Genomic DNA, 12,695 nt, shown 5'->3' with positions numbered 1-12,695 from the left:
CAGGATATTTCGATGAATGTCGAACAAGCCGCCAAGCAGCTCGAGGCCCTCGGCAACCCGACGCGCCTGCGGGTCTATCGCGCGCTGGTGCGGGCCGGGCCCGCCGGCCTGCCGGTGCGGCAGCTGCAGGAGCGGGTCGGCCTCGCGGCGGCCTCGACCCTGTCCCACCACCTGCACCGCCTGATCCTGACCGGCCTCGTCTCCCAGGAGCGGCAGGCCACCACGCTGATCTGCCGCGCGGTCTATCCGTCCATGGACGCCCTGCTGGACTTCCTGACGGCGGAGTGCTGCGCCGATGCGGGCTGCGCGCGCGGGGACGCCGCCGCCTGACCTCGTGCCCGTTATTTCGATCATTCTGGAAAGAGCGGAGAAAGCTGATGTCCGAGACCCCCACCTTCCTGCCGGTCGCGGTGATCGGCGCCGGGCCGGTCGGCCTGGCGGCGGCGGCGCACCTCGTCGCCCGCGGCCTGCCGGTGAAGGTCTACGAGGCCGGGACGGAGGTCGCCGCCCATGTCCGGGACTGGGGCCACGTCCGGCTCTTCTCGCCCTGGGCGTTCAACGTCGACCCGGCCGCGCGGGCGCTCCTGGCGCGCCGGGGCTGGGAGATGCCGCCCGAATCGGCGCACCCGACCGGGGCCGAGCTGGTCGGCCGCTACCTCGCCCCGCTCGCCGCGACCCCCGACCTGGCGCCCGCGATCGAGACCGGGGCCCGGGTCACGGCCCTGAGCCGGAAGGGCCTCGACAAGGCCGCCGGCCGCGACCGGGCGGCGCGGCCCTTCGTGCTCGCGGTGCGGGAGCGGGGCGGCCGCCTCCGGCGCGACCTCGCCCGCGCGGTGATCGACGCCTCCGGCACCTGGGCGACGCCCAATCCGCTCGGCGCCGACGGCCTGCCGGCCGCGGGCGAGGCGGCGCTGGCGGACCGGATCGCCACCGGGATCCCCGACGTGCTCGGCCGCGACCGGGCCGCCTATGCGGGGCGGACCACCCTGGTGGTCGGGGCCGGCCACTCGGCCGCGAACGTGCTGCTCGACCTCGGCCGGCTCGCCGAGGAGGAGGAGGGCACCCGGCTGCTCTGGGCCACCCGCGGCACGGACCTGTCGCGCGTCTACGGCGGCGGGGCGCAGGACCGGCTGGCGGCGCGCGGCGACCTCGGCCTGCGGCTCCGGGCCCTGGTCGAGGCCGGCCGCGCGCGCCTGGTGCGGGGCTTCGCGCTCACGGCCCTGCGCCCGGCCGGCGCGGGCCTCCTGGTCGAGGGCGAGACCGGGAGCGGCCCGTGCACGCTCGGCCCGGTCGACCGGATCGTGACGGCCACCGGCCAGCGCCCGGACCTCGCCCTGACGCGCGAGCTGCGCCTGGACCTCGATCCCGGGCTGGAGAGCGCCCGGGCGCTCGGCCCGCTGATCGACCCGAACCTGCATTCCTGCGGCTCGGTCCCGCCGCACGGCCACCGGGAGCTCGCCCACCCGGAGCCGGGCTTCTACACGGCCGGGATCAAGAGCTACGGCCGGGCCCCGACCTTCCTGATGATGACCGGCTACGAGCAGGTGCGCTCGATCGCGGCCGCCCTGGCCGGCGATCGCGCGGCCGCCGACGAGGTCGCGCTGGTTCTCCCGGAGACCGGGATCTGCACGACCGCGCGCGGCGCGGACCCGGGCGGGGACAGCGGCGGCGCGGTCTCGTCCGGGGCCGGGTCCTGCTGCGGCCGGGCCGCGTGAGCGCCCGCCCCCGGCTGGCGGTGGTCAGCGCCCTCGGGGTGGTCCAGATCCTGACCTGGGGCACGTCGTACTACCTGCTCACGGTGCTGGCGCCGCCGATCGCCGCCGAGACGGGCTGGCCGCTGCCCTGGATCGTGGGCAGCCTGTCCGCCGGCCTGCTCGTCTCCGGCCTGGTCTCGCCGCGGGTCGGCCGGGCGATCGGCCGCTCGGGCGGCCGCCCGGTCCTGGCGCTCGCCATCCTGGTGCTGGCGCTCGGCCTCACGGTGATCGGCCTCGCGCCGAGCCTGCCGGTCTTCTTCGCCGGCTGGCTGATCCTGGGCGCCGGCATGGGCGGCGGCCTCTACGACGCCGCCTTCGCCACCCTGGGGCGCCTCTACGGCGCGGGCGCCCGGCCGGCGATCTCGGCCCTGACCCTGTGGGGCGGCTTCGCCAGCACGGTCTGCTGGCCGCTCTCGGCCGTCCTGGTGGCGCAGCTCGGCTGGCGGGGCACCTGCCTGGCCTATGCGGGCCTCCTCCTCGCCCTTGCCCTGCCCCTGGTCCTCCTCGTCATCCCGGCCCCGCCGCCGCTCCCGGAGACGGCCGCGGCCCCGGCGGGGAGCGCCGCCCTGGCGCCCGGCGAGCGGCGGGCCTTCCTGTGCCTCGCCGGCATCCTGACGCTCGGCGGGGCGACGACCGCGATCGTCTCGGTGCACCTCCTCACCCTGCTCCAGGCGCGCGGCGCGTCCCTCGCGGCGGCGGTCGCCCTCGGGGCCGTGGTCGGCCCCGCCCAGGTCGGCGCGCGGGTGATCGAGATGGCGAACCGGGGCCGGCACCACCCGATCTGGACCCTCACCGCCGCCATGGGCCTGATCGCGGCCGGGCTCGTCCTGCTGGCGTTCGGCGTCGCGTGGCCGGCCCTCGCGCTCGTCCTCTACGGCGCCGGCAACGGCGTCTACTCGATCGCGCGGGGCACGCTGCCGCTCGCCCTGTTCGGTCCGCTGCGCTACGCGCCGCTCGTGGGCCGGCTCGCCCGGCCGAACCTCGTCGCCCAGGCTCTGGCCCCCTCCGCCGGCGCCTTCGTGCTCGCGGCGGCGGGCGCGCAGGCGGCCCTCGCGCTCCTGACCGGGCTCGCCCTCGCCAACCTCGTTCTGGTGGCGGCGCTCTGGCGGGAGCGCCGCGCCGCAGGGGAGGGCGCGCCCGCCGGCGAACCGGGATCCCGGCCGGATCGTTGACCCGGCTGACGCCGCCCCGGGCGGCGGACAGGAGGGCGGAGCAATGAGCGTGGGCGAGACGGAGCGAGGCCTCGGCGGCGGCCCGGCCGGGGGCGAGGGCGCCGACGAGCGCCGCCAGCCGGTCGATCGGGGCACGGGCCAGCTCGGCGGCGGCGCGCCCGGCGGGCTCGGGGCGAACGCGCCCGGATCGGGCGGCGGCGGCCTCGGCGGGCTCGCCGGGGCGCCGGGGGCCGGCACGGACGGGCTTCCCGGCGGCGGGTCGGTCGGCACGGCGGGCGAGGGGCTCGCCCGCCGCAGGACCCTGGCCGGCGGCGGCACCGGCGATCTCGGCAGCGACCTCGGCGCCAACCAGGGCGGGGTCGCCGGCGGCAGCACCGGCGACATCGGCGGGGGCGTCGGCAGCACGGGCGACCTCGGCGGCGACATGGGGGACGACCCGCTCGCCGGCGGCGGCGATGTCGGCCGCGGGGCCGGCACCTCCGGCGGCCGCAGCGGGACCTGAGCGCGGGGTTCGGGCGCGGGGCCCCGGCGGGGGCTGTGGCGTCCCGGCCCACTCGCCGGACCGGGCGGGCCGCGTCTATGCTCGCCCGATCGCCGCCGGCCGAGACCCACCCGTGACCCTGACCCAGATCACCCACCACGATCTCGACGGCTACGGCGCCTCGACGGTCGTCGCCTGCCTCTGCGACCCGGAGCGGGTCGTGCACGTGCCCCGCTACGGCGATGTCGGCCCAGTCGTGGAGGCCGAGCTGAAGCGGCTCGGCCGCGCCAGGGCGCGCGAGACCCTGCTCCTCACCGATCTCGGGCTCGAGGAGCCGACCATCGCCTTCCTGCGCCGCTTCGCGGCCATGAACCGGCGCCGCGAGCCGGGCGACGGGCACGGCCTCGTCGTGCTCGACCACCACGCCTCGTCGGTCGAGCAGCTCGGGCGCCAGGGCTTCGCGCCGCAGCCCGACCCGGATCGCCCGGGCCTGCTGCGCTTCGGCGTCGAGGATCCGGCGGTCACCGTGCTGATCGACGAGGGATCGAGCGCGACCCGGATGGCCCTCACCCACCGCGCCCTGTTCGCGACCCGCCCGGAGCCCGACCGCGCCGAGGACCTCGCCGTGCTCGTCGAGGCCGTGGACGCGGTCGACCTCTGGCGCAAGCACGATCCGCGCTTCCCGAGCGGGCAGGCGCTCGACGAGGCGTTCTGGGACAACGTCGCCACCCTGGTGCCGGCCGGGCATCCGGCCCATGACGGCGTCGTGTCGCGCCTGCTGCTCGACGCGGCCGCGGCCCTGCGCGCGGGCGCGACGCCGGCCGACCTCGAACGCCGCGTCCCCGAGATCCGCGGCGCCATCGTGGACGACCTGATGCGGCAGGCGCCTGGGGACGATCCGGCCCTGACCACCCGCCTGAGGGTGGCCCGCCTGCTCGCCCGTTCCGACGCGCTGTTCCATCCGCTCCCGGACGGGACGCTGCTGTCCTTCGGCCTCGATCCCGGCACCTTCCAGCGGGTCTCGGACCTGATCATGGCGGAGGGCCGCGCCGCGCGGGTGGTCAACGTGCAGCGCACCGGCACCCTGTCCTTCCGCTCGAATGACGGCACGGCCCTCGCGGGGGCGCGGCTGTTCCGCGGCGGCGGGCACCAGGACGCGGCCGGCGGCAAGCTCCCGAGCGGCACCGCCTTCTCCCTGGCGGACGCGGTCGCCCAGGTCGAGCCGGTGCTGGCCCCGCCCCGGCCCGCCGCGGAGGACAGCCCCTTCGCGGCCCTCCGCAACTGGAAGGGCTGAGCGCCGCGCCACGCAACATCCGGCCGCCCTCGCGGTTGCCGTCTCGTCGCGGGCCCGGGAGCGGTTCCCGCCCCGGAGCGCGCCGCGCCCGGGGACGGGCCGGCGCGGAAGGAGGGCGGCGTGGAGGCGAAGATCCTGGACCTGCGTGTCCTGCACGAGGGCTGGAGCCGCTTCGGGATCGCGAAGGTGCGGCTCGCCGACGGGTCGCAGGCCGTGCGGGAGATCGAGGACCACGGCGATTCGGTCGGCGTGCTGCCCTACGATCCCGAGCGGCGGGTGGCGGTGCTGGTGCGGGAGCTGCGCGTGCCGGCCCTCTACGCCGAGGGCGCCCAGACGCTGCTGGAGGCGCCGGCCGGCCTCATCGAGGACGGGACGCCGGCGGACAATGCCCGGCGCGAGGCGCTGGAGGAGGTCGGCCTGCGCCTGCGCGACCTCGAGCCCGTCGGCACCACCTATTCCTGCGCGGGCATCTCGACGGAGCGGATCCACCTGTTCCTCGCGCCCTACCGGCAGGCCGACCGCGTCGGCGCGGGCGGCGGGGCGCCCGGCGAGCACGAGTCCATCCGGGTCGTGGAGATGCCCCTCGACGCGCTCGCCGCCTTGGCCGACCGGGCTGAACTGACCGACCTCAAGACCCTGGCGCTGACGCTCGCCCTGCGCGCGCGGCATCCCGGCCTGTTCGGCCGCTGACGGCGCCGCGGGACGCTGCCGGGTCCGCGCGGAATGAGAAGCGAACCGTGCGGCGCCGGCCGGGCGGCTCCGCTCCGGCCGCCGTCGCGCCGCCGTCCCGCCTTCCTGTCCCAAAGTGAGGTCGCGGAGTCTCAGGACATGGCCAACAAGAACGACGTTGCGGGCGCGTCATAGACTCTGTTCCAAGATCAGGGCATGCAGCCGGCCTCGACGAAACGAGTCCGAGGCCATGAATAAAAAGAGATTATCATCCGCTCTTCTCGCGATTGCCGTGGCGGGTCCGGCCTGCGCGGCGGATCTGCCGCGCCGCGTGCAGCCGCCGAGCTTCACGCCGGTTCCGGTCTTCACGTGGACGGGCTTCTCCGTGGGCGGCAATGTCGGCTACGCCTTCACCACCCGCGAGAGCCGCAACCGGAACGCGGCTTTCCTGATCGACGACCGGGCCATCGGCACGGTCGGGGGAACCTTCGGCTTCAGCAACCGGGGCCAGAACGGCTTCACGGGCGGCCTTCAGGTCGGCGCCAACTACCAGATGACGCCCGGCAGCGGCGTCGTCGTCGGCGTCGAGGCCGACGCGCAGTACCTCGACGCGGGACGCCGCCGCTCCGGCGTCCTCGCGGGCCCCAACACCGTGCTGAACCCGAACGCGATCTTCTTCGATCCGCGCGCCACGGCGGGGCTCGAGTATTTCGGCACCGCGCGGGGGCGGCTCGGCTACGCCTTCGACCGCACGCTCGTCTACGCGACCGGCGGCTTCGCGTATGGCGGCGGCAGCGCGCGGCGCTTCTTCGGCGCCACCGACAACGCGCAGATGCGTACCGGCTGGACCGTCGGCGGCGTCGAGTACGCCCTCGGGAGGGATTCCTTCCTGAACGTCTTCGGCGCCTCGGCGGTGACGCTCAAGCTCGAAGGTCTCTACGTGAACCTCGCGCGCAACGGCGGCGCCAGCCTGCTCGCCGTCAACACGGGGACCGGCGACGTCTTCCTCCGCACGCCCGGCCGTCGCGCGCTCGGCGACGATTTCATGGTGCTGCGCAGCGGCCTGAACTACACCTTCTCGACCAACTGATCCGGGATCCGCTCGATCGAAGCGTGTCCCGGATCACCAGCCTGCGCGGCGCCTGAGCGCGGCGCCTGAGCGAAGCCGCCATCCGCATTCCCGAAATGGGAGATGGCGAAGCCATCAACCGGATGGCATATGCCAAGCCCGCGCGGCGCCTGAGCGAAGCCGACATCCGCATGGCCGAAATCGGAGATGGCGAAGCCATCAACCGGATGTCGGATGAGCGGGCGCTCGAGCGAATCTCGGCGGACGCGTCCCCAGTCCCGATCACCTGGCCGCTCTTCCGAGAGGCGCCCCGGGCTTGCCCGGGGCGCCGCACGCGCGGGCCGCTTCGGCCGGACCGATCCCGAGCCTCCCCGGCATCGTCCCTACAGGTTGTCGAACCAGCGGCGCAGGACCGGCATCCCGGCATCGTCGGGGCCGAGCTGGTAGGCCATCGCCTCGCTCGGCAGGAACCCGAACCGGCGCCGGAAGGCGCGCCGGAACGTCTTCTCGTCGGCGAAGCCGACCGCGTAGGCGAGTTGCGAGATCCGCATCGGCTGCGCCGCGTCGGACCGGACCAGGAGGCGCATCGCGCGCATCAGGCGGCGGTCCCGGATATAGGCCAGCACGCCGCCCGTCTCACCGAAGAGGCGGTACAGGGTGGAGCGCGACAGGCCCAGCTGCGCCGCGATCATGGCCGGGCCCAGGTCGAAATCGTGAAGCTGACGCTCGATGAAGCGCCGGACCCGGATGCGCGCGTCGAGGTTCTGCGGGGGGCCGTTCCCCGCGCGCCCGCGCAGGAAGGTGTCGCAGAGCTGCACCAGGGCGCGCGCGCCGGCGGCGGCCTCGCGCGGATGGAGCAGGTCGCCGCAGGCGACGAGGTTGGCGAGGAACTCGTGGAACAGCCGTCCGAACGGGTCGCCGTCGTAGTCGAAGGCGCGGCCGTGGAGGCCGCCCACTTGGCATCCCTGGTCCTCCAGGCGGGCGCGGGGCACGACGAGGTTCGTCGCATCGACCGGCTCGGCGACGATGCGGACGGGCTGGGCGAGATCGAAGACCACGCATTGCCCCTCCGTGACCCGCTCGCTCCCGTCGCGCCGCTCGACGGTGCTCTGCCCGCGCCGGTAGAATTGGATCAGGATGTGGTCGATCCCCTGCCGCTCGATCATCCGCGATCCGCGCTCCAGGACGTGGGCGGGCGCGATCACGTCCCCGACGATCAGGTCCCCGAGGTGGTAGGTCTGCATCGCGATCGGCGCCGACAGGTCGGCCTCGGGCCGCAGGCCGACCTCGAAGGCGGGTGCGATGTGCTCGCACCACGCGCGCGCCAGGTCGCGCGGATCGGCGGGCGGCTCGAACTTGTGGCTGAGCACCCGCGCGCCGTCGCTCCCGCCGCTCTGGATGGTCCGATCCGCCATGGGCCTGCTGCGTCGCCGCACGATGATCCGCGCGCGGATAACCCAAGGTCAGCGGGCTGGCAGCACGCGCGGCGCGATCACGCCGCGCCGCGCGGCGGAATCGGGCGGCCTGTTGCCGGCGCACAACACTGCGCTGGCGGCGAGGCGGCCGGACGGGCCGCGCCGTCTCCCCGCCTGCGCCGGATCCCGCCTCAGACCGGCACCTCGGCCCCGACCTCCATCACCTGCTTGGTCGGGACGCAGAAGTAGCTCGCCGTCTCCTCGGCGTTGCGCTGCATGAGCGCGAAGATCTCCTCGCGCCAGCCCGACAGGCCGGGATGCTGCGGCGACGGCACCACCGTCTCGTGGCTGATGAGGTAGGTCAGCCGGTCGGGGTCGATGCCGGGCAGGTGGCCGGCCTCCACCGCGGCGCGCAGCACCGCCGGCACGTTCGTCCCGTCCATGAAGCCGAAGCGCAGCACGAGGCGCGTCACGTCCGGGGTGATCGGCACCACGGTGAAGCGCTCGGCCATCGGGACCCGCGGCACGTCGAGGCCCTTGACGGTCACCAGCAGCACCCGCTCGTGCAGGACGCGCAGATGATGCACGAAATTCATCAGCGGCAGCGGCATGCCCTCGTCGCCCGAGGTCAGGAAGGCCGCCGTGCCGGGAATGCGCGGCAGGTGCTTGGCCTCGACCCGGGCCAGGAACTCCTTCTCGGGCAGCCGGACCTGGACCCGCGCCTCCTCCATCAGCAGCATGCCCCGGCGCCAGGTCAGCATCAGGAAGGCGACGCCGGCCGCCAGCAGCAGCGGGAACCAGCCGCCCTCCAGGAATTTCAGGCTGTTCGCGCCGAAGAAGGTGAGGTCGACGAGCAGGAACGTCCCGTTGGCGGCCAGCACCAGGAGCGGGTTGAAGCCCCAGTGCAGGGCGATCAGGGTCGCCAGGACCGTGGTGATCACCATCAGCAGCGACACCGCGATGCCGTAGGCGCCCGCCAGCGCGTCCGAGGAGCCGAAGGCGAGCACCGCCCCCAGCGTCGCGGCGGCGAGCAGCCAGTTCACGAGCGGGATGTAGATCTGGCCCGCCTCCCGGCTGGAGGTGTGGACGATCCGCATGCGCGGGAAGAAGCCGAGCTGGATCGCCTGCTGGGTGAGCGAGAAGGCGCCCGAGATGATCGCCTGCGAGGCGATCACCGTGGCGAGCGTCGCGAAGGCCACCATCGGGTAATGCGCGAAGGACGGCACGAGCTGGAAGAACGGGTTCTCGAGGGCGGAGGGGTCCTGCAGCAGCAGCGCGCCCTGGCCCAGATAGTTCAGCACCAGGGCCGGCAGCACGATCGAGAACCACGCCAGGCGAATCGGGCCGCAGCCGAAATGGCCCATATCGGCGTACATCGCCTCGCCGCCGGTCACCGCCAGGAAGGCCGCGCCGAGCATCGCGAAGCTGACCGGCAGGCCCGCCGTCAGCAGGGTCTCGACGGCGTGGGCGGGGTTGAGCGCCGCGAGGATGCGCGGGTCGCCGACGATGCCGGCGGCCCCCGCGAGGGCGATGGCGCAGAACCACAGCAGCATGACCGGCCCGAAGATGCGGCCGATGAAGCCCGTGCCCCGGCGCTGCACCGCGAACAGGCCGATCAGGATCACCAGCGTCACCGGCACCACGAAGGGCTTCACCCCGGGCGCGTCGACCTTGAGGCCCTCGATCGCCGAGAGGACCGAGATGGCCGGCGTGATCGCGCCGTCCCCGTAGAGCAGGGCGGCCCCGACCAGGCCGAGCACGAGCAGCATGGCGCGCCAGGAGCGGGGCGGCGCGTGGCGGGCGCCGAGCAGGGCCAGCATGGCGACGATGCCGCCCTCGCCCTTGTTGGAGGCCCGCATGATCAGGATCGCGTACTTGATCGAGACGATGAGGACGAGGGCCCACAGGATCAGCGACACCGAGCCGACCACGGCCTCGGCCCGGGGCGGGCCGCCGGAGGAGGCGGCCCGGATCGTTTCCTTCAGGGCGTAGAGCGGGCTCGTGCCGATGTCGCCGTAGACGATGCCGAGGGCGCCGAGCGCCAGGGCGGCCGGGACGCGCGGGATGGGAGCATGGACCTGGTCCGCCTCTGCAGTCGCTTCCACCTTGGCCTCCCTCGCTGCGGCCCGCGCCCATCGGGTGGGCTGCCCTCGGCTCCTGCCGGGCGCTCGGCCCGGGCCAGCACGACACCCGCCTCCGGTCCCTCACAGCCCCTAGAACGGCGCGGCCGGCATTCGGGATCCCGGATGAGGTCGCCTCGGCCAGCCGGCCGGTCCGGCCGCGTCCCGCGCGGGTGTCACAAATCTGCAGCTTCCTCTGGGTAAGAATTAGAACGTTCCAGGAGAAATCGGGCCCGCCCGCCGCGGCGCGGCGCCGAATCTGGTCCGTGAGCCGGCGCGTCACGAGGGGGCGGGCCGCGGCGCGACGCGTGCTGTGGGGGCATGTCGGTGAAAATTAGAACGTTCTATAAAGGGCTGATCGCGTGTCTGGCCGCGGCCGCCCTCCCGCACGCCGCCCTGGCACAGGGGGCAACCGACCTCGGCACGGTCTCGGTCGAGGCGGCGGCGGCGCGCGGCGAGGGGGCGGGCGACCGCGGGGCGCCGCTCCTGGCCGAGCAGAACGGTACTGCGGCGGCCACCACCCTGCGCCGGGAGGACATCGCGCGGCAGCCGGGCACCGCGAATCTGGCGCAGCGGATCGGCGGAATCGCCGGCGTGAACTCCTATTCGCGCGATCCCTCGGGTCTGTTCGGCGGGGGATACTCGATCCGCGGCTTCGACAGCACGCAGATCGGCCTCTCCCTCAACGGCGTGCCGCTCAACGATCCGGGCACTTTCTCGGTCCTGCCCCAGATCTACACGGACAGCGAGAATCTCTGCGCCGTCGACGTCACGCAGGGGACGAGCGCCGGCACGGTCGCGCAGCACGGCGCCATCGGCGGCCAGGTCAGCATGGAGCAGTGCCGACCGGCCGACGCGCCGGCGGTCACCTTCTCGCAATCGTTCGGCTCCTACTTCCTCAACAAGACGTTCCTGCGCGCCAATACCGGCCCCCTCTTCGACGAGGTGCTGAAGGGCTACGTGTCCTACTCGCACGCGCGGTCGGACTACTTCGCAGGCCCCGGAGAGGCGGAGCGGCATCACGTCGACAGCCGGTTCGACGTCAAGCTCGACAATGGCGGCAGCATCAGCTTCACGTCGTTCTACAACGAGTTCGCCAATACCTTCGTCCGGACCGTGACGAAGGATCAGTACCAAGCCTTCGGCTATCGCAATGGCTGGCTGCGGACGCCGCCGACGATCCTCACCGGTCCGGGCGCGGTCTTCTCGGCGATCGGTCTGGCGGTCACCCCCACGCCGGCCAATACCGGCTATTCCGGCTATTCCTGGGAGCCCGGCCGCCACGCCTACGCGTCGATCGACGGGCGCTTCCCGCTCTCGGACGGCGTCGAGCTGCGCCTGACGCCCTACTTCCTGCACCAGGAATCCGGGAGCACGAGCGAGATCGTGCTCAAGGAGGCCGGCTACGCCGGCAAGCTCCTGTCGAGCCCGATCGGCGCCTTCTCGGCCTACGGCACCCGGGGCACCAACGCCCTGCTCGGCCAGATGAGCCAGAGCGACTTCGACCGGGTCGGCAACGTCGTCAGCCTCACCGGGCGGCTCGACAACCACACCGTCACGGGCAGCCTCTGGACCGAGTACACCTATCAGCATCAAATGAATCCGTTCCAGCAGATCGATCAGACGAATAACACTTTGCCTGATATCTGGTTCAAGTCGAACCTTCTGCGCGGCTTCGACGGAAATATCGTCACGAACCGCAACTGGAAGACGGATTATTACAATACGACGGTGGCGATTTCCGACAGCATATCGCTGCTCGATGACGCCATGCACGTCGATCTCTCGCTGCGGCAGAAGTTCTACTCGCGCAGCTTCCATAATCTTCCGTCCGGCACGAGTACCAGAACGGATTCGTACCTGGATTACACGGTGAACAGAAGCTACGCCTTCCTGCTGCCGGCGGTGGGGATGCGCTACGATCTCGACGCGGCGAACCAGGTCTTCGCGAACGCGTCGATGAATGCCAGGGTCCCGCCCAATTTCGCGGATGGCCGCTTGGTCAACGGCGCCACCAACCTGATCCAGGTGCCGACCATCAAGGCGGAGCGCGCCCTGAGCTTCGATCTGGGCTACCGCCTGAAGGGCGACTTCCTGGACGTCAACGCGACCGGCTTCCTGATCAAGTACAGCGACCGGATCGCCCAGACCGCCAACGGCGACGGCTCCCTCTCGAGCAAGTACACCAACATCGGCAGCACCACCGCGGTCGGCGCCGAGGTCGAGGTGGCGACCAAGCCGTACGAGGGCTGGAGCGTGCTGCTCTCCCAGGCCATCAACCACGACACGATCGACGGCAACATCGTTCCCGACCCGAAATCGCCGGCGCTGCGCACCAAGGGCAAGTTCTACTTCAACTCCCCCTTGTCCCTGACGGCGTCGACCGTGATGTACGAGAACGGGCCCTTCTTCGCCTTCGCCCGCGCCAAGTACACCAGCGAGGTCTACGCCACGCTCACCAACGACATCTCCCTGCCGGGCTACGCCACGGTCGATCTCGGTCTCGGCTACAAGCTGAAGGGCACATCCCTGGTCGAGGCGATCCCGGGCGCGCAGGACGGGCTATTCAAGCTGAACGTCACGAATCTCTTCAACAAGAAGTACATCTACATCAACCCTGGCAACACGACCGGCTTCGCGCTCAGCGCGGCGAACGCGCCGAGCTTCTATCTCGGCTCGCCCTTCGCGGTCACCGCCAGCCTGACCTTGGATTTCTGAGCC

General features: G+C 72.9%; 10 protein-coding genes. 8 read left to right on the top strand and 2 right to left on the bottom strand.

Annotation, left to right across the window (positions count from 1 at the left end; all coding sequences use genetic code 11):
* The first annotated feature begins 12 nt into the window (after nucleotides 1–12).
* The 7 genes from M446_RS02540 to M446_RS02510 all read left to right on the top strand — a co-directional run bounded on the left by M446_RS02540 (nucleotide 13) and on the right by M446_RS02510 (nucleotide 6,460).
* Nucleotides 13–330 carry an ArsR/SmtB family transcription factor gene (locus M446_RS02540; protein ID WP_012330499.1) on the top strand — a complete coding sequence of 106 codons (318 nt, stop codon included), beginning with the start codon at nucleotides 13–15 and terminating at the stop codon, nucleotides 328–330.
* A gap of 47 nt (nucleotides 331–377) precedes the next feature.
* Nucleotides 378–1,715: an NAD(P)-binding protein gene (locus tag M446_RS02535; protein ID WP_012330498.1), complete on the top strand. Its 1,338-nt coding sequence runs from the start codon at nucleotides 378–380 to the stop codon at nucleotides 1,713–1,715.
* On the top strand, nucleotides 1,712–2,926 hold the full coding sequence (locus M446_RS02530; protein ID WP_012330497.1) for an MFS transporter: 1,215 nt from the start codon (nucleotides 1,712–1,714) through the stop codon (nucleotides 2,924–2,926). Before M446_RS02535 ends, M446_RS02530 begins: the two co-directional genes overlap by 4 nt.
* A gap of 43 nt (nucleotides 2,927–2,969) precedes the next feature.
* Nucleotides 2,970–3,428 carry a hypothetical protein gene (locus tag M446_RS02525; protein WP_012330496.1) on the top strand — a complete coding sequence of 153 codons (459 nt, stop codon included), beginning with the start codon at nucleotides 2,970–2,972 and terminating at the stop codon, nucleotides 3,426–3,428.
* Nucleotides 3,429–3,540: 112 nt separating this feature from the next.
* Nucleotides 3,541–4,701, top strand: a complete 1,161-nt coding sequence (locus tag M446_RS02520; RefSeq protein WP_012330495.1) for a hypothetical protein — start codon at nucleotides 3,541–3,543, stop codon at nucleotides 4,699–4,701.
* A gap of 120 nt (nucleotides 4,702–4,821) precedes the next feature.
* A complete protein-coding gene (locus tag M446_RS02515) occupies nucleotides 4,822–5,391 on the top strand; it encodes an NUDIX domain-containing protein (RefSeq protein ID WP_012330494.1) in 570 nt (189 codons plus the stop codon).
* A gap of 229 nt (nucleotides 5,392–5,620) precedes the next feature.
* Nucleotides 5,621–6,460, top strand: a complete 840-nt coding sequence (locus tag M446_RS02510) for an outer membrane protein (RefSeq protein WP_012330493.1) — start codon at nucleotides 5,621–5,623, stop codon at nucleotides 6,458–6,460.
* Between the two features lie 362 nt (nucleotides 6,461–6,822).
* Here M446_RS02510 and M446_RS02505 read toward each other — a convergent pair whose 3' ends face one another.
* Together M446_RS02505 and M446_RS02500 are read right to left on the bottom strand one after the other, a co-directional pair.
* On the bottom strand, nucleotides 6,823–7,854 hold the full coding sequence (locus tag M446_RS02505; protein ID WP_012330492.1) for a helix-turn-helix domain-containing protein: 1,032 nt from the start codon (nucleotides 7,852–7,854) through the stop codon (nucleotides 6,823–6,825).
* A gap of 191 nt (nucleotides 7,855–8,045) precedes the next feature.
* The gene (locus M446_RS02500) at nucleotides 8,046–9,959 is read right to left on the bottom strand and encodes a potassium transporter Kup (RefSeq protein WP_012330491.1); all 1,914 of its coding nucleotides are present in this window, start codon (nucleotides 9,957–9,959) and stop codon (nucleotides 8,046–8,048) included.
* A gap of 336 nt (nucleotides 9,960–10,295) precedes the next feature.
* On the opposite strand from M446_RS02500, the gene M446_RS02495 reads away from it, so the two are divergent.
* Complete coding sequence (locus M446_RS02495) at nucleotides 10,296–12,692, top strand: TonB-dependent receptor (protein ID WP_012330490.1); 2,397 nt, start codon at nucleotides 10,296–10,298, stop codon at nucleotides 12,690–12,692.
* The last annotated feature ends 3 nt before the right edge of the window (nucleotides 12,693–12,695 follow it).

This window comes from Methylobacterium sp. 4-46 (genome assembly GCF_000019365.1).
GTDB lineage: Bacteria > Pseudomonadota > Alphaproteobacteria > Rhizobiales > Beijerinckiaceae > Methylobacterium.
The sequence above is the reverse complement of the archived record's forward strand: the minus strand, read 5'-3'. Positions and strand labels throughout refer to the sequence as shown.

Excerpts from the sequence above, each read along its gene's own strand:
- M446_RS02540 (WP_012330499.1), top strand. The coding sequence starts at position 13 with ATGAATGTCGAACAAGCCGCCAAGCAGCTCGAGGCCCTCGGCAACCCG.
- M446_RS02535 (WP_012330498.1), top strand. The coding sequence starts at position 378 with ATGTCCGAGACCCCCACCTTCCTGCCGGTCGCGGTGATCGGCGCCGGG.
- M446_RS02525 (WP_012330496.1), top strand. The coding sequence starts at position 2,970 with ATGAGCGTGGGCGAGACGGAGCGAGGCCTCGGCGGCGGCCCGGCCGGG.
- M446_RS02510 (WP_012330493.1), top strand. The coding sequence starts at position 5,621 with ATGAATAAAAAGAGATTATCATCCGCTCTTCTCGCGATTGCCGTGGCG.
- M446_RS02505 (WP_012330492.1), bottom strand. The coding sequence starts at position 7,854 with ATGGCGGATCGGACCATCCAGAGCGGCGGGAGCGACGGCGCGCGGGTG.
- M446_RS02495 (WP_012330490.1), top strand. The coding sequence starts at position 10,296 with ATGTCGGTGAAAATTAGAACGTTCTATAAAGGGCTGATCGCGTGTCTG.